Genomic DNA, 17,547 nt, shown 5'->3' with positions numbered 1-17,547 from the left:
GAACGATGGAAACGGAAGTGTATCGTCCGCAACACAAGGTTCGCTTTGTCACGGCTGCCAGTCTCTTCGACGGGCACGACGCGTCGATCAACATCATGCGCCGCATCCTGCAGGCATCAGGGGCGGAAGTGATTCACCTGGGGCACAACCGCTCCGTCGATGAGATCGTTACCGCTGCCATCCAGGAAGATGTGCAGGGGATTGCCGTCAGTTCCTACCAAGGCGGTCACGTCGAGTTTTTTAAATACATGGTGGACCTGCTGCGTGAGAGAGGAGCGGGACACATCCGCGTCTTTGGCGGCGGAGGCGGGGTCATCGTTCCACGGGAAATCCGCGAGCTGGAAGCGTACGGCGTCTGCAAGATCTTTTCCCCTGACGACGGCCGCCGCCTCGGGCTGCAGGGGATGATCAACTACATGCTGCGAGAGACCGACTTCCCCACAGTCACGGAATTGACGAGTGAGGTGGAGGAACTGCGTCGGCAGCAGCATCAGGCGATCGGCCGGCTGATTTCCGTAGCGGAGTACGGCGTGGAAAAGCCGGAGTGGAAGGAGCGGCTCACGGACGGACTGCCGGAGCCGGAGCGCACGGTGCCGGTGCTGGGGATCACCGGCACAGGCGGCGCGGGAAAAAGTTCACTGACTGATGAGCTGGTTCGCCGCTTTTTGCGCACCTATGCCGACAAGACCGTCGCGATCCTGTCCGTCGACCCGTCCAAGCAAAAGACGGGCGGAGCACTGCTTGGCGACCGCATCCGCATGAATGCCAACAACACGCCGCGCGTCTACATGCGCAGCTTGGCCACGCGCCGGTCCGGCTCGGAACTGTCGGCCGCCGTCAAGGATGCGATCCGGGTGGCCCGGGCCGCCAACTTTGACCTGATCATCGTGGAAACCAGCGGCATCGGACAGGGAGATGCCCAGGTGAAGGATGTTTGCGACGTTGCGCTGTACGTGATGACCAGCGAATTTGGCGCCCCATCCCAGCTGGAAAAGATCGACATGCTCGACTTTGCCGATCTGGTGGCAATCAACAAGTTCGAACGAAAAGGGTCGGAGGACGCGCTGAGAGAGGTGCGCAAGCAGTACCGGCGCAACCACAACCTGTTTGATGTGCCGGATGAGCAGATTCCCGTGTACGGCACGATCGCCAGCCAGTTCAACGATCCGGGCACCAATGTGCTGTTTGCCGCCCTGATGCGCAAGATCGTGGAAAAAACAGGTGTCGACTGGCCGGTGGAACATCTTGACGCGACGCCGGTCAAGACGCACAAGACGGCACTGATCCCGGCGGAGCGCGTCAACTATCTGCAGGAGATCGCCAACACGGTGCGGGCGTATCGGGGATTCGTCACCGAGCAGTCGGCGATTGCCCGCAAGCTGTATCAACTGCACGGCGCCAAGGAGACGCTGCTGGCGTCGGGCGAACCTGATGCGGCCCAGGTGGTCCGTGTGCTGGATCAGCAGATTGCCCATTTTGAAGGCAAGCTGCATCCCGAGTGCCGCCGCATCCTGGACAACTGGCCGAAGCTCAAGGAACAGTACCGGCAGGATCAATTTGTCACCAAGGTGCGTGACAAGGAGATCGTCACCCGGCTGTACACGGAGTCGCTCTCCGGCACCCGCATCCCGAAAGTGTGCCTGCCTGAATTTGAAGACTGGGGCGAAATTTTGAAATGGTCGCTCAAAGAAAACGTGCCGGGACAATTCCCGTTCACAGCGGGCGTCTTCCCGTTCAAGCGGGAAGGGGAGGACCCGAAGCGGCAGTTTGCCGGGGAAGGCACACCGGAGCGGACCAACCGGCGCTTTCACTTCCTGTCGCAAAACGACGAGGCGAAGCGGCTCAGCACGGCGTTTGACTCGGTAACGCTGTACGGCGAAGACCCTGATTACCGCCCCGACATTTACGGAAAGATCGGCAACAGCGGTGTCAGCGTCTGTACGCTCGACGACATGAAGAAGCTGTACGCCGGGTTTGACCTCTGCGCGCCTACCACCTCCGTATCCATGACCATCAACGGTCCGGCGCCGATCATACTGGCCATGTTCATGAACACGGCGATCGATCAGCAGGTGGAAAAATTCGTGGAGCGGGAAGGGCGACAGCCGACGCCGGACGAGTACGAGCAGATCAAGGCGTACACGCTGTCTACAGTGCGCGGCACGGTGCAGGCGGACATCCTGAAGGAAGACCAGGGACAAAATACCTGCATCTTCTCCACCGAGTTCGCCTTGCGGATGATGGGCGACATCCAGCAGTACTTCATCGACCACAAGGTGCGCAACTACTACTCCGTCTCCATCTCCGGCTACCACATCGCCGAGGCGGGGGCCAACCCGATCACGCAATTGGCGTTTACGCTGGCCAACGGCTTTACCTACGTGGAATACTACCTGAGCCGGGGCATGCATATCGACGACTTTGCGCCCAATCTGTCGTTCTTCTTTTCCAACGGACTGGACCCCGAGTACACGGTGATCGGCCGGGTGGCGCGCCGCATCTGGGCGACCGTGATGAAAAACCGCTACGGCGCCAACGAGCGCAGCCAAAAGTTGAAGTATCACATTCAGACGTCCGGGCGCTCCCTCCACGCGCAGGAGATGGACTTCAACGACATCCGGACCACGCTGCAGGCGCTGATCGCCATCTACGACAACTGCAATTCGCTGCACACCAACGCCTACGACGAAGCGATCACCACGCCGACGGAAAACTCCGTCCGCCGCGCCATGGCGATCCAGATGATCATCAACAAGGAGTTGGGGCTGGCGAAAAACGAGAATCCGCTGCAAGGCTCGTTTATCATCGAGGAACTGACCGATCTGGTGGAGGAAGCGGTGCTGCAGGAATTTGAGCGGTTGAACGCGCGCGGCGGCGTGCTCGGCGCGATGGAGACGCAGTATCAGCGGGGCAAGATCCAGGACGAATCGATGTACTACGAGATGAAAAAGCACAGCGGCGAGCTGCCGATCATCGGGGTGAACACCTTTATCAACCCGAACGCCTCGGAAGAGGACTACGAGATCGAGCTGGCGCGTGCGACGGAAGAGGAGAAAGAACAACAGATCCGCACCCTGCGCGCCTTCCACGAGCGGCATCGCGAGCAGGCGCCGGCTGCACTCAAGCGGCTGCAGGAAGTGGCGATGTCCGGCGGCAATATCTTCGCCGAGCTGATGGAGACGGTGAAGGTGGCTTCGCTGGGACAAATCAGCGCCGCGCTGTACGAAGTGGGCGGACAGTATCGACGGAATATGTAGACGCAATATGTAAAAACGAATGCCCGCTGTGCGAAAGCAGGCTGCTTCCGCAAGGCGGGCCTTTTTTCGTTCCGCTGCCGGGGAGTGTGTCGAAACGGATGCAAGACGGCCGATGTAAATGGGGACATAGCTGTCACCACGTTCGCATCGGCAGTGCGCCGGGAGCCGGGTGGATGAACAGCTGCACGAAGGGCATCGTGTAGGCAAACAGGATCAAGCCAACGGCCACACCGATCCAGATGGACCAGCGTTCCAGAAACAACGGCGGTTTGGGCTGATCAGGGGTGACCTCGCCGATGGGGTATTCGTTGGGCGTTTCCGTTTTCGGCGCAAAGAACCACAGGTATACGGCGATAATCAGAAACAGCACAATTCCCGTGAACAGGATGCCCCCGCCCCACGCCATCGCTTGACGGTAGGGGAACCACATCTGGGCAACAGGATGGTCGTTGTACGTCGTGTAGCTGATTCGCCGCGGCTCGCCCAGGAGCCCGACAGCGTGCATCCCGCCCGACATGAGCGCCATCCCGATCACCCAGGTAAACGCCTGGACGATCCCCAGACGATTCATCGCCGGGGTCAGTGTCCGGCCGCGCAGCACCGGAATCAGCATGTAAGATATTCCGAAAAATGTAAGGATGACGCTGGTGGCCAGGGTAAGGTGAAAGTGGCCGGTTACCCATAACGTGTTGTGAACCACCTGGTTTAACTGATAGCTGGCATTGATAATCCCGCCGATGCCGGCCGGTACAAACAGGACCATGCCAAGAAACGGCGCGAGAAAGCGAACGTCCTTGTACGGCAGCTTGGTGATCCACCCCAGCAGCCCTTTTCCCCCTTGGGAACGGCCGGCCAATTCAAACGTGGCCAAAATGGAAAACGCCGTTAAAAACGAGGGAATGACCACGAAAAAGGTGAGAACGGTCTGCACAAACTTCCAGACCGAGTCAATGCCCGGCTCGTTAAACTGGTGGTGCAGCCCGACCGGTATGGAGTAGAGGATAAACAGAATAAACGTCAACCGAGGCAGCGAATTGCTAAAGATGCGCCCTTTTATCAGCCGAGGGATGTTGACGTACCAGTAAATGTAGGCCGGCAGCAGCCAGAAGTAGACCAGGGCGTGACCGAAATACCAGAACAACGTCCGGCTCAGGCTGACATCCACCCGTTCTGTCCACCCCATTGACCAGGGAATCAGCAGGAACAGCATTTCGATCGCGACGCCGAGGGTGCAGATGACCCATAATATCATCGTCGCGACAGCCATGTAGGCAAACAGCGGGGACGATTCGCCGGGATGAGCGCGCCTCCATCTGCGGAAGGCGGAAAAGATGGTGACGCTGCTGCACCAGCTTCCGACCACGACGGCAGTCAGGCCGACGTAGAACAGCGGAGAGGCTTTGAGCGGTGCGTAAAAGGTGTAGAGCACGGACGCGTCATTTGTGAGGATGGGAATGAGTGCAAGCGCGGTACCCGCCGCCATCAGGACGAAACCCGTCCATCCCCATGCCCGTTCCCGTGGTGTCAGCTCGCCTCCCGTTGTTTTGGCCACGCCCGAAAAGAGAAATCCGATGATGAAAAAGGTGGTGAACACCAGGGCCAGACTTACCCCGTGCAGGGTGAGCAGCTGATAGTAACCGAGTGCCGATGGCAAGCTAATGACGCCCGTCCGCTGCAGGGTCTGCAGCACTCCCGCCAACGCTCCAAGCAGCAGGGCCAGATAGGCAAATCCGATGTGGGCCTGAATAAGCAGTTGGTCATTGCGATGAAAGCGAAAGTCGCTTTTGCCGACTGTGGCACCGCCGAAGCCGGTGTTTTGCAAGTCATTCATCTTCAACAACTCCACCCGTTTTATTGAACCACCATTTTGGCCATCATGACCTGATGGCCGATGCCGCAGTATTCGTTGCACAAGAGCAAATACTCTCCCGGCTTCTTGAAGGTATAGGTAAATTCCGTGACATGTCCCGGCAGGACCATCATGTTTACGTTGGTTCCCGGTATGGCAACGCCGTGTATGACATCAGGGCTGGTCACGCGAAAATGAACGGTCGATCCCGCGGGAACGGTCGGGGCGGCCGGCAGGAAGTTGAAGGCCTGGGCCACCATGACGACCTGATACTCCTTGTCGCCGACAGGATAGACACCCGGTTTGTCAAACGGCGCCGTGCTCAATACCTGTTCCGGAGCGACCGTCCGCTCGTGACCGGCGGCCGGGTGCAGGTTCATCGCGAATGCCATGATCCCGGTGACGAGAAGAAAGATAATGAGGGTGATGACGCCGAACCACAGCCAGATCTTTTCGTAACGAGGCAAATCAATTCCCAGCACCGCCATTCCTCCTAACCTACTGCCGACTGAGATACAGGTCGAAAATGCTGACCCAGCCGAGAATCATCAGGACGCCCAGGACCATCACCAAAAAAAAGCTGCCGGCCAGTTGTCTGTCGTTTTTCATTGTCACCCTCCGCTGCGTGTGAGTTACAATATTAGACATTTCCCACATACTGGGTGGTTATGCACTCCTCTGCGTCCTGTTCTACCACATCACAGTTTGACGCCTCGGGATGCTAGAAAAACCGTTTGAATTCCTTGCATTTTTGTCTAAAATAATGAATACTGTAAGGTAGCCTATTTACCGTTGATCAGAGACCAAGGTCTCGGCCGAACGGCGAGAGCCTTGACGGAACGCCAAGTTTTCCAATGAAAGGACGTGCCCTGGGTGAGTCAATTGCTTGCACATATGGACCGTGAAAAAATGAACGAAATGGCATTGGTTGACATCGCGTACGAGATTTTGCGCGAAACCAATCGGCCGTACAATTTCCGCGAGCTGATGGACGAATTGGCTGCCCTGCGCGGAATGACAGAAGAGCAAAAGATGGCCATTATTGCCCAAGTATATACGGAAATCAACATCGACGGCCGTTTTGTCTGCCTGGGAGACAACACCTGGGGATTGAAGCGGTGGTACCCGACAGACGCCGTGGAAGAAACCCAGGAGGGCGGCAAGAAGAAGAAGGTGCTCCTCGACGACGACTTCGACGATTACGAGATCGAGGAAGACATCGTCGAAGAGTACGAAGAGGACGAAATCGCTATCTTCGAAGACGACGAAGAGTTCCTGGACGATGCGGCGTTGGATGACGAACTGGACCCTGAAATTGACGATGAGGAAGAAATTGTGGAAGACGATGAGCTGTTTGACGACGAAGACGCAGACAGCGAGGATGCGGAAGTTGACGAGGATAACGAGGATTTTTAGATTCTTGACTTCCGCCTAAGAGACAGATAAAATACTCCTTGGGCTTCACATGAAGAAGGATTTAATATGGGAAACTACAAAACAAAAGTGCCCCCTGCCCGAGCTGGATCGGGGTGGGAACCGCTTTTGTTTTTTCTTTTTTTGGAGCCGTCTTCATCGTTGTTTATCTGTACAATCATCACGCAACAGGGGAAAGAGGGGACGTAAATCATGACCAAGTACATTTTTGTGACAGGCGGGGTTGTATCCTCGTTGGGAAAAGGAATTACTGCCGCTTCTTTGGGCCGACTGCTGAAAAACAGGGGCCTAAAGGTAACCATCCAAAAATTTGACCCGTACATCAACGTCGACCCGGGTACGATGAGCCCGTATCAGCACGGCGAAGTGTTCGTCACCGATGACGGGGCGGAAACGGACCTGGACCTGGGGCACTACGAGCGCTTCATCGACATCAACCTGAGCGCCAACTCCAACGTGACCACCGGGAAAATCTACTCCGCCGTCATCGCCAAGGAGCGCCGCGGCGACTATCTGGGCGGCACCGTTCAGGTCATTCCGCACATTACCAACGAGATCAAGGAGCGCGTCTTCCGTGCGGGACGTGAAACCGGCGCCGACGTGGTCATCACCGAAATCGGCGGCACCGTGGGCGACATCGAGAGCCTGCCGTTCCTGGAGGCGATCCGCCAGATCAAGAGCGACATCGGTCGCGAAAATGTCATGTACATTCACGTCACCCTGATCCCGTATATAAAGGCTGCCGGCGAGATGAAAACCAAGCCGACACAGCACAGCGTCAAGGAACTGCGCAGTCTGGGTATCCAGCCCAATGTCATCGTCACCCGTACCGAACACCCGCTGTCCCAGGAGATGAAGGACAAGCTGGCGCTGTTCTGTGACATCGACAAAAACGCGGTGATCGAATGCGTGGACGCCGAGACCTTGTACGACGTGCCGCTGCAGCTTCAGGCACAGGGTCTGGACGATTACGTCTGCCGCCACCTGGGACTCACCTGTCAGGAAGCAGACATGACCGAATGGAAAGCACTGGTCAACAAGATCAAAAATCTGTCTCGCACCACCCGCATCGCCATTGTCGGCAAGTACGTGGAGCTGCACGACGCCTACCTCTCCGTCGCGGAGGCGCTCTATCACGGCGGCTACGCAAACGACAGCAACGTGGAGATCAAGTGGGTGAGCGCCGAAGAAGTGACGCCGGAAAACGTGCATGAACTGCTGGGCGACGTAAACGGCATTCTCGTGCCGGGCGGATTCGGCGACCGCGGCATTGAAGGAAAGATTACCGCCACCCGTTACGCCCGCGAAAACAAGGTGCCGTTTTTGGGCATCTGTCTGGGCATGCAGATCGCCGTCATCGAATTTGCCCGCCATGTGGCCGGTCTGGAGGGCGCTAACAGCTCGGAAATCAATCCGAATACGAAATACCCGGTCATCGACCTTCTGCCGGAACAAAAAGAGATCGAAGACATGGGCGGCACCATGCGGCTTGGTCTGGGACCGACCAAAGTGGAGCCGGGCAGCCTGGCCGAAAAGGCGTACCAGAGCACACTGGTGTACGAACGCCACCGTCACCGCTACGAAGTGAACAACGAGTACCGCGAGCAGTTGGCTAAGTTGGGCATGCGCTTTGTAGGTACTTCCCCGGACGGCCGTCTGGTGGAGATTGTGGAGATTCCGGACCATCCGTGGTTCCTGGCTACGCAGTTCCATCCGGAATTTACCTCCCGTCCAAACCGTCCGCAGCCGCTGTTCCGCGAATTTGTAAAGGCTTCGCTGGCGTACAAGGGCTAAGCGGCGCGGGTCGTACCCAAACAAAAAAGACGCACCTTCGGATCTCCGGTGGTGCGTCTTTTTGTCCAGGATTTTTGGCCCGGGATGGAAACAGGGCGTCAGCGCCGTCCCGTCTGTGATCCGTTCGCCGGACGATTTTCGTCTGATGCCAGTCTTGTCTCACCAATCAGGCGATCGCTAATGGAACAGCGGGGCCAGCCAGGCCACCCAGTGGGCCGCCGGCACGAGCAGGAACTGAGCCAGGATCGTGCCGAAGAAGCGGGACACCATCAGCGACAGGTACGTGTCCCGGATCGTCTCGGTCGGGGCTTGTCCCTGCAGGGCCTTGTCCGTCAGCAGCGCCACCTGCGGATCGATCAGCACGGTCATGATGATGGTGGCAAAGCCGTTGACCAGACCCGAGGACATCAGCACCGTCGCCTTGAAAGCAGGGGCGAGCAGCGACGCGTACAGGACGGACAGGATGCTTGTCGTGTAGATGCCGGTGACGACGCAGTTGAGCAGCAGCAGCCGTTTGGGGATGCCCCGGAAACGAAACCGCGACAGCGCCCGCCAGCGGGGCAAGCGGATGTGATGCCGGACGTGGCGAATGCTGTGGACCGTGACGGATGTCCGCAGCATCTGCGGGATGGAGCCGGCCAGTTCCAGGTGGGCGATCAGCCGCTTTGAGAGCTGGACGCAGGTGGGAAACAGGAGGATGGCCGCCAGCGTGCCCAGCGATGCGGCACCGATGATCATGTGCAGATCGGGGGCCACATCCGCATGAGTGACGGTCGCCCGGTCAATCAGTCCGCCGGTAAACGGACTTTGCATCAGGTTGGCGGTGCGGGAGACGAGCAGAACCATGCCAGTCAGAGACAGCGCGACGGCCAGCCGCGCTGTCTGCACGCCGGCCAGGCGAATGGCGAACGAAAGCGTCTCCGTGGCGTGGATCACAAATGTAAACAGGCAAATCAACCAGACTGTATTCATACGGGTTCAGTCACCTTGCATGTGTCGAAAATGGTTATCCTTCATTATACTTCAAAGGTGCTGCCGGGGAAATTTTCCACTAGCCGTTGCAGGATTTTCCTGATTTTAGGCGAATCAAGGTAATTTAAGTAAAACGGTCTATTGAGCAGGGGGATAGGAAAACCATGCAGGATAAACGGGAGAAAAAAGTGTTGGTTGTGGACGATCAGTACGGCATTCGCATCCTGCTGTACGAGGTGCTTGGCAAGGAAGGCTACAAAACGTTCCAGGCGGCCAACGGCAAAATGGCCCTGGAGATCGTGGAAAAGGAGTCGCCTGATCTGGTGATCCTCGATATGAAAATCCCCGGCATGGACGGCATTGAGATTTTAAAACACATCAAAAAGATCAACCAGGACATCAAGGTCATCATGATGACCGCGTACGGCGAGCTGGACATGATCAAGGAAGCGACACAACTGGGAGCGTTGACTCACTTCACGAAGCCGTTTGACATTGATGAGCTGCGCATGGCTGTGCATCAGCAGTTGGCTTGTTAACGACACCAGGGTCCCGGGACCCGGGCCCCGGACAAGCGTACCTGTTAACACGCAAATTCATGTGGTATAATAGGCCACGTTACAGAGTCTGCTAAGGAGGATATATCAATGCCACTGGTACCTATGACCGCTTTTACTGAAGACGTCAAGAAGCATAAATACGCTGTCGGACAGTTCAACCTCAACAACCTGGAGTTTACGCAAGCGATTACGGAGGCAGCGATCGAAGAGAAATCCCCGGTAATTTTTGGCGTATCCGAAGGCGCGCTGAAGTACATGGGGCTTGAGTTTACCGTTGCGATGGCCAAAGCGGCGGCAGAGCGCGCAGGTGTTCCGGTTGCCCTGCACCTGGACCACGGCAGCAACTTTGACATCGTAATGAAATGTATCCGTGCCGGTTTTTCTTCCGTGATGTTCGACGGGTCTCACCATCCGTATGAAGAGAACATTCGCCTGACCAAAAAGGTTGTCGAGGCTGCCCATGCGGTCGGCGTTTCCGTGGAAGGCGAGCTGGGTACCATCGGCGGGGTAGAGGACGACCTGTCCGTGGATGAAGAAGACGCTACCCTGGCAAATCCGGAAGAAGCAATCCGCTTCTGGGAAGAAACCAAAGTAGACTATCTGGCCATTGCTGTCGGAACGGCACACGGCATGTACAAAGGGGAGCCGAAAATCCGCTTTGACATCATCGAAAAAGTGGCAAACAACATCGGCGCTCCGATCGTGCTGCACGGCGGCTCCGGCGTACCGGATGAAGCGATCAAGAAATCGATCAGCCTGGGCGTCGGCAAAATCAACGTGAATACCGAAAGCCAAGTCGCATGCACCGAAACGGTGCGCAAAATCCTCGCTGCCAAGCCGAACGAAATTGACCCGCGCAAATACCTGGGACCGGCCCGCGAGGCGATCAAGGAAGTCGTTAAAGGGAAAATGCGCCTGTTCGGAAGCAGCAACCGTGCGTAACCAAGGAGGTACACATCGTGCGTTTTTTGATAGATACCGCTAACGTCGAAGAAATCCGCGAGATTCACGAGTGGGGCGTGGTGTCCGGCGTGACGACCAACCCGTCCCTCGTTGCCAAGGAAGGGCGCGATTTCATCGAGACGTTGAAAGAGATCATCGACATCGTGGACGGCCCGATCAGTGCGGAAGTGATCAGCACGGACGCCAAGGGCATGATTGAAGAAGGGGAGAAGCTGGCTTCCCTGTCCAAGAACATCGTGATCAAGGTGCCGATGACGGCAGAAGGCCTGAAGGCTGTCAAGCACTTCGCCAAGCGGAAAATTCGCACCAACGTTACGTTGGTATTTACTGCCAACCAGGCGCTGCTGGCCGCACGGGCTGGCGCCACCTACGTTTCCCCGTTCCTGGGCCGTCTGGACGACATCGGCCACGACGGCATGCAATTGATCGAAGACATCGCCGAAATCTTTTCCGTTCACGGTCTGGAGACGGAAATCATCGCCGCCTCTGTCCGCCACCCTGTTCACGTGACGGAAGCGGCACGCCGCGGCGCTCATTTCGCTACAATCCCCTATAAAGTGTTCAAACAACTGATTGCTCATCCGCTGACCGACAGCGGTCTGGAGAAGTTTCTCGCGGACTGGGCAAGCATGAAACAGACGAGTGTGTAAAAGGCCTAAGCACCTTTTCCGTTGGGGAAGGTGCTTCTTTCCCGATTACGCCTGAGGAGAGCTACGCATGGAAAAGCTGATCATCAATGGTGGGAAGCGACTCGAGGGTTCGGTTTCCATCAGTGGAGCCAAAAACAGCGCCGTTGCCCTGATTCCTGCCGCGCTCCTGGCAGACGGGCCGGTCGTAATAGAAAATCTGCCGCATATTCAGGACGTGGAGATTTACTGTGAGCTGCTGAAGGAAATGGGAGCGGATGTCCTGTTCGAGGACGACTGGATGGAAGTGGACGGCCGTCCGATGCAGCTGAAGCTGATGCCCAACGGACGCATCAAGAAGCTGCGGGCTTCCTACTACCTGTGGGGAGCGCTTCTGGCCAAATTCGGCGAGGCCCATGTCGGTTTGCCGGGCGGCTGCGACCTCGGTCCGCGCCCGGTCGATTTGCACATCAAGGGCTTTGAAGCGCTGGGAGCCCGGGTGGAAAACCAAAACGGCGTCATGACCCTTCGCGCCAAAAACGGCCGCCTAAAAGGCGCGCGCATCTACCTGGACCTGGTCAGCGTCGGAGCGACGATCAACATCATGCTGGCTGCGTCCAAGGCGGAGGGTGTGACGATTATTGAAAACGCTGCCCGCGAGCCGGAAATCGTCGACGTCGCCACATTGCTGAACAACATGGGCGCCAAAATCAAGGGGGCCGGCACTGACATCATCCGGATCGAGGGAGTGGAACGCCTGCGGGGCTGCCGTCACACGATCATCCCGGACCGGATCGAGGCGGGCACCTACATGATCGCGGCAGCCGCGACGCGGGGTAGCGTTACCTTGGAAAACGTCATCCCCAAACACCTGGAGTCCGTCACGGCCAAGCTGCGGGAGATCGGGGCGGAAGTGCTGGAAATGGACGACTGCATTCAGGTGAACGGGCGGGAGGTTTACCGCGCCATCGACGTGAAAACCAGCCCGTATCCTGGCTTTCCGACCGATTTGCAGCAGCCGATCACGACCTTGCTGACGCTGGCCACAGGCACCAGCGTCGTGACGGACAACATTTACAGCGCCCGTTTCCGCCACGTGGACGAGCTGCGCCGCATGGGGGCCAACCTGAAAGTGGAAGGGCGTTCGGCGGTCATCGAAGGCACAAGACAGTTGAACGGGGCCAAAGTGGTCGCCTCCGACCTGCGCGCAGGCGCAGCGCTGGTCATTGCCGGGCTGGCCACGCCGGGCACGACGGAGTTGGAAGGATTGGAACACATTGATCGCGGTTACGAAAATCTGGTGAGCAAGCTGCAAAGCCTGGGAGCCGATGTGAAACGGATCGGTCTGCCCCGCATGGAGCGCCATCCGCGGTAACCGCAGCAAATGCCAGGAGAGGAGTCTTCCGATATGGAACGCAGTCTTACACTAGAACTGGTACGTGTTACAGAAGCGGCAGCGCTGGCATCCGCCCGCTGGATGGGCCTCGGCAAAAAAGACGAGGCCGATGACGCGGCAACGACGGCGATGCGCAAGGAGTTTGAAAACGTGCCGATGGACGGGATTGTTGTCATCGGTGAGGGAGAAATGGACGAAGCACCGATGCTGTACATCGGGGAGCAGCTGGGCCAGGGGGTGGCGCCGGCCGTGGACGTAGCCGTCGACCCGCTGGAGGGCACCAACATCGTTGCCAAAGGGACCTGGGGAGCCATCTCGGTCATCGCCATCGCCGACCGCGGCAACCTGCTGCACGCTCCTGACATGTACATGGAGAAAATCGCCGTCGGTCCGAAAGCGGTGGGCAAAGTGGACATCAACGCGCCGATCAAGGATAACCTGAAGGCAGTCGCCCAGGCCCAGGGCAAGGACATCAGCGACCTGGTGGCAATCGTGCTGGATCGCGACCGCCATCAACGGATCATCCACGAGATCAGGGAAGCCGGCGCGCGGATTCGGCTGATTTCCGACGGGGACGTGGCTGCGGCGATCAACACGGCGTTTCCCGACACGGGCGTGGACATCCTGTTCGGGTCCGGAGGGGCTCCTGAAGGCGTGTTGGCAGCGGTCGCCCTCAAATGCCTTGGCGGCGAGATTCAGGGCAAGCTGCTGCCGCAAAACGAAGAAGAGCTCGAACGCTGCAAGCGGATGGGATTGGCCAATCCGCATCAGGTCCTGTACATGGACGACCTGGTGAAAGGGGATGACGCCATCTTTGCCGCCACCGGCGTTACCGACGGTGAACTGCTCAGGGGCGTGCGTTTCCAAGGCATGCGCGCCACGACCCATTCCGTCGTCATGCGCGCCAAAACGGGAACCGTGCGCTTTATCGAAGGAAACCACCGCTTGGAGCGCAAACCCCGCCTGGTATTGTAAGCCGGCGATCGGACGAGAATAGAGAAAGAGAATACAAAGAGTGGTGGAATCATGTTACTTTCCGAACTAGAAGAAAAGAAGCTGACCGAACTGTACAAGCTGGCAAAGGAATACCAGATTCCGTACTATTCCCAGTTGAAGAAAAAGGAACTGATCTTTGCCATCCTGAAAGCCAGGGCAGAACGGGACGGTCTGATGTTTATGGAAGGGGTGCTGGAAATCCTCCCCGAGGGCTACGGATTCCTGCGCCCCATCAACTACCTCCCCAGCTCGGAGGACATTTACATCTCCCAGTCGCAGATTCGCCGGTTTGATCTGCGGATGGGGGACCTGGTATCCGGCAAGGTGCGGCCGCCCAAGGAAAACGAACGGTATTTTGGGTTGCTGCAGGTGGAAGCCGTAAACGGAGAAGACCCCGAATTAGCCGCCGAACGCCTTCACTTCCCCGCCTTGACACCGTTATACCCTCAAAACAAACTCGTATTGGAAACCGTTCCGGAGCGCATTTCCGCACGCCTGATGGACCTTATCGCCCCTGTCGGGCTTGGCCAGCGCGGCCTGATCGTCGCGCCGCCCAAAGCGGGAAAAACCATGCTCCTCAAAGAAATTGCCAACAGCATTACGGAAAACCGGCCGGACATTCACCTGTTTGTCCTGTTGATCGATGAACGGCCGGAAGAGGTAACCGACATGCAGCGCTCCGTCAAGGGGGAGGTCGTCGCTTCCACGTTTGACGAGCTGCCGGAAAACCACATCAAAGTGGCGGAACTGGTGTTGGAGCGGGCAAAACGATTGGTGGAACACAAAAAGGACGTCGTCATTCTGCTCGACTCCATTACCCGTCTGGCGCGCGCCTACAACCTGGTGATTCCGCCCAGCGGACGGACGCTGTCCGGCGGGATTGACCCGGCCGCGTTTCACCGGCCCAAGCGCTTTTTCGGATCGGCCCGCAATATCGAGGAAGGCGGCAGCCTGACCATCCTGGCGACCGCTCTGGTGGAGACGGGCTCCCGCATGGACGATGTGATTTACGAAGAATTCAAAGGGACAGGCAACATGGAGCTGCACCTGGACCGCAAACTGGCGGAACGCCGCATCTTTCCGGCGATCGACATTCGCCGCTCGGGCACCCGCCGCGAAGAACTGCTGCTTTCCAAAGAAGAGTTGGAGAAGCTGTGGGCGATTCGCAAAAGCATGAACGAAACGCCGGAATTCGTCGATTCGTTCATCAAGCGACTGGCGGAGACCAAGACCAACGAAGAATTTTTGCAGACGTTTGAATCGCATAAAACGCGCGGAAAACAAGCAAACGTGACGGCAGGGTAATTTACTTGCCGTCATTTTTTTTTGGGCCCCCGCATACGGTAAAAGCAGAGTTTCTGGAACGTGCGGCGGCTGCTGGGCCCGTGGCGAAGCGGCACCGCAGAAAGGAGGAGCGGCTGTGGAGTTCGCGCAAATGTCCGCTGATTGGGGCGGGAAGCAACAGATCATGCAGGATGTGGCCGGACAGGTGCTGTTTCAAGCGTTTAATCCTTACGCCTCGCTGACCAAACCGGCCCCGGCCAAGCGGAGCGATGTGATGACCTATACGGTTCAGCGGGGCGACACGCTGTCTGGCATTGCTCATCGGTACGGGTTGTCCCTGAAGCAACTGGTGGAACTGAACAGGCTGGCCAACCCCAACCTCGTGGGAATCGGCATGAAGCTGAAACTGAGTCAGGGCGACGTGACCCATACCGTCCGCCGCGGCGAAACCTTGGACGATATTGCCCGCCGGTACGGCGTAAGCAAGGAACTGCTGCAGGAGCGCAATCCGCTGCTTCGACTCATGTCGGACAACCTCTACATTGGACAAACCATCCAGATCCCTGTCACCAACCCGCAATCGGTGACGGCCAAGGAGTGGCAGAAGCGGCGCGGCGCCGTACAGGTGGCCAGCCGCCAGTCAAGCCGTTCCCGCGTGCTGGATTGGCCGGTCAAACAGGCGACCGTCACCAGCGGCTTCGGCACACGCTGGGGAAAGATGCACAAGGGCATTGACATGTGGAATCAGGACGAGGGGCGGACCCCCATTCATGCCGCCAAGGAAGGCGTCGTCGTGGAAGCCGGGAGCGGCCGTTCCGGTTATGGTTATTTGGTTGTTCTCGATCACGGAGAAGGACTGCAAACCTACTACGCACACATGCGCAAAATTCTCGTTTCCCCGGGCCAGTACGTGGAGCGGGGGGAAGTTCTCGGCTACATGGGGCGGACCGGCGATTCCACCGGGTACCACCTGCACTTCGAGGTGCGGCAGGACGACGTGCCGATCAATCCGCTGCGTTACTTGAGCAGGTAACCCTTCACATTTACATTGACATGCCGTTGCGTTACAATGGGCTGAGCGAATAAAGCGAGGCGATTTTTCAATGTATGTGGTATACGCAGACGAAAACGGCAACGTCTACGACCACCCGGGACTGCTCGCGGTGGCGCGTAACGGCGATATCCTGACGGAGATTTTGGAGGACGAACTGATTCCCCTGCCGGAGGGAGCGACGCTGGTCAGTTTGCCCAATACGGTGGCGATCGGCATGGACCCGGACACGGGTGAGATGGTGAAGCTGGACGGGTGCATGGCGGTCGGCGCCCTGATCCCCCAGGGTTATACCCGGCTGCTTCTGCCGGGCTACATCAAGACCGACAAAAACAGCAAGCTCCCTCTGTTCGGCTACACGGCCGTGGTGTGGAAAGACGGCGGCTTCTGGGTGGCCGGTCGGCAGAGCGATGATCCGTACCAATGGAATCCGCTCAACTTTCCGATGGACGAGCTTCGCCAGCGGGTTGAGCAGACACTGGAGCTGTTTCCCAACAACCGGATTTTGCGCCACCTCTCCCACTGTGCGCTGGAATACGAATGCCTGACTGCCTCCAATAACTTTTTCAACCGCTGGGAGGGCAGTCTGCCGGTATCCTACACCTGTAACGCCGGTTGTTACGGCTGTATTTCCGAACAGCCGGAGGACAGCGGTTTCCCGTCTCCGCAGACGCGGATGAACTTCAAGCCGACGGAAGACGAGCTGGTCGAGGTGATGCTCCATCACCTGCGGACGCCGGAGAGCATCATCAGCTTTGGCCAAGGCTGCGAAGGGGAACCGTCCACGATGGCTTCCATTATCATTCCGGCGATGCGCCGCGTCCGTGAGCAGACCGACATGGGGTACATCAATATCAATACCAACGCCGGGCTGACCGATCACATCAAAGGCATCGTGGACGCCGGATTGGACCTGATGCGGATCAGCATCATCAGCGCGATTGACGAACACTACAACGCCTACTACCGGCCGCGCCACTACACGCTGGAAAACGTGGCCCGCTCGGCAGAGTACGCCGCATCCAAGGGCGTGTACACGTCGATCAATTACCTCTGTTTCCCGGGCGTTTTTGACCGCGAAGAGGAGATGGAGGCAATGATTAACTTCATCCGCCGGACCGGCATCAAGCTGATCCAGCTGCGCAATCTCAACATCGATCCGGAGAGTTACCTGGCGATGATCCCGCCGGCCAAGGGGGAAGTGTTCGGGATGAAGCAGGCGATCGAGATCTATCAGCAGGAGCTGCCTGATGTCGTGATCGGCTCGTTTACGCACGTGCCCCCGGCTGAGCTGCGCCGCCGGAAAAACATGGCGTAGCGGACAGTCTGTTGCATTTCGCTTCGAACCGTGCTACTATCTTGTAT

General features: G+C 57.8%; 14 protein-coding genes. 11 read left to right on the top strand and 3 right to left on the bottom strand.

The window, feature by feature from the left end; genetic code table 11:
- Positions 1-5 precede the first annotated feature (5 nt).
- On the top strand, positions 6-3,257 hold the full coding sequence (gene icmF / locus KDN35_RS09010) for a fused isobutyryl-CoA mutase/GTPase IcmF (RefSeq protein ID WP_212132572.1): 3,252 nt from the start codon (positions 6-8) through the stop codon (positions 3,255-3,257).
- A gap of 133 nt (positions 3,258-3,390) precedes the next feature.
- Here the strand turns inward: icmF and KDN35_RS09005 are convergent, their stop codons facing one another.
- Together KDN35_RS09005 and KDN35_RS09000 are read right to left on the bottom strand one after the other, a co-directional pair.
- Complete coding sequence (locus KDN35_RS09005) at positions 3,391-5,088, bottom strand: b(o/a)3-type cytochrome-c oxidase subunit 1 (protein ID WP_212132571.1); 1,698 nt, start codon at positions 5,086-5,088, stop codon at positions 3,391-3,393.
- 20 nt (positions 5,089-5,108) lie between these two features.
- A complete protein-coding gene (locus KDN35_RS09000) occupies positions 5,109-5,579 on the bottom strand; it encodes a cytochrome c oxidase subunit II (RefSeq protein WP_171564201.1) in 471 nt (156 codons plus the stop codon).
- A 400-nt stretch (positions 5,580-5,979) separates the two neighbouring features.
- Between KDN35_RS09000 and rpoE the strand changes: the two genes are divergently transcribed.
- Together rpoE and KDN35_RS08990 are read left to right on the top strand one after the other, a co-directional pair.
- The gene (gene rpoE / locus KDN35_RS08995; protein WP_171564052.1) at positions 5,980-6,522 is read left to right on the top strand and encodes a DNA-directed RNA polymerase subunit delta; all 543 of its coding nucleotides are present in this window, start codon (positions 5,980-5,982) and stop codon (positions 6,520-6,522) included.
- 210 nt (positions 6,523-6,732) lie between these two features.
- Complete coding sequence (locus KDN35_RS08990; protein WP_171564053.1) at positions 6,733-8,334, top strand: CTP synthase; 1,602 nt, start codon at positions 6,733-6,735, stop codon at positions 8,332-8,334.
- Positions 8,335-8,511: 177 nt separating this feature from the next.
- On the opposite strand, the gene KDN35_RS08985 is transcribed toward KDN35_RS08990, so the two are convergent.
- Positions 8,512-9,306, bottom strand: a complete 795-nt coding sequence (locus KDN35_RS08985; protein ID WP_171564055.1) for a lipid II flippase Amj family protein — start codon at positions 9,304-9,306, stop codon at positions 8,512-8,514.
- 164 nt (positions 9,307-9,470) lie between these two features.
- Here KDN35_RS08985 and KDN35_RS08980 point away from each other — a divergent pair, with 164 nt between their 5' ends.
- The 8 genes from KDN35_RS08980 to KDN35_RS08945 all read left to right on the top strand — a co-directional run bounded on the left by KDN35_RS08980 (position 9,471) and on the right by KDN35_RS08945 (position 17,500).
- On the top strand, positions 9,471-9,845 hold the full coding sequence (locus KDN35_RS08980; protein ID WP_029100404.1) for a response regulator: 375 nt from the start codon (positions 9,471-9,473) through the stop codon (positions 9,843-9,845).
- Between the two features lie 108 nt (positions 9,846-9,953).
- Positions 9,954-10,808, top strand: a complete 855-nt coding sequence (gene fba / locus KDN35_RS08975; protein WP_171564056.1) for a class II fructose-1,6-bisphosphate aldolase — start codon at positions 9,954-9,956, stop codon at positions 10,806-10,808.
- Between the two features lie 17 nt (positions 10,809-10,825).
- A complete protein-coding gene (gene fsa, locus KDN35_RS08970) occupies positions 10,826-11,479 on the top strand; it encodes a fructose-6-phosphate aldolase (protein ID WP_171564057.1) in 654 nt (217 codons plus the stop codon).
- A gap of 67 nt (positions 11,480-11,546) precedes the next feature.
- Positions 11,547-12,830 carry a UDP-N-acetylglucosamine 1-carboxyvinyltransferase gene (locus KDN35_RS08965; RefSeq protein ID WP_171564058.1) on the top strand — a complete coding sequence of 428 codons (1,284 nt, stop codon included), beginning with the start codon at positions 11,547-11,549 and terminating at the stop codon, positions 12,828-12,830.
- 33 nt (positions 12,831-12,863) lie between these two features.
- Positions 12,864-13,826, top strand: coding sequence for a class II fructose-bisphosphatase (glpX, locus tag KDN35_RS08960; protein WP_171564059.1), 963 nt, complete (start codon positions 12,864-12,866; stop codon positions 13,824-13,826).
- Between the two features lie 51 nt (positions 13,827-13,877).
- A complete protein-coding gene (rho, locus tag KDN35_RS08955; protein WP_212132570.1) occupies positions 13,878-15,152 on the top strand; it encodes a transcription termination factor Rho in 1,275 nt (424 codons plus the stop codon).
- 115 nt (positions 15,153-15,267) lie between these two features.
- Entirely contained in the window at positions 15,268-16,164 is an 897-nt protein-coding gene (locus KDN35_RS08950; RefSeq protein WP_212132569.1) for a peptidoglycan DD-metalloendopeptidase family protein, read from the top strand.
- A gap of 70 nt (positions 16,165-16,234) precedes the next feature.
- Positions 16,235-17,500 (top strand): radical SAM family protein, encoded by a 1,266-nt coding sequence (locus KDN35_RS08945; RefSeq protein WP_171564062.1) that lies wholly within the window; start codon positions 16,235-16,237, stop codon positions 17,498-17,500.
- The last annotated feature ends 47 nt before the right edge of the window (positions 17,501-17,547 follow it).

This window comes from Brevibacillus sp. NL20B1, assembly GCF_018195675.1.
GTDB classification, from domain to species: Bacteria; Bacillota; Bacilli; order Brevibacillales; family Brevibacillaceae; genus Brevibacillus; species Brevibacillus aydinogluensis.
This window is presented reverse-complemented; position numbering and strand designations above follow the sequence as displayed.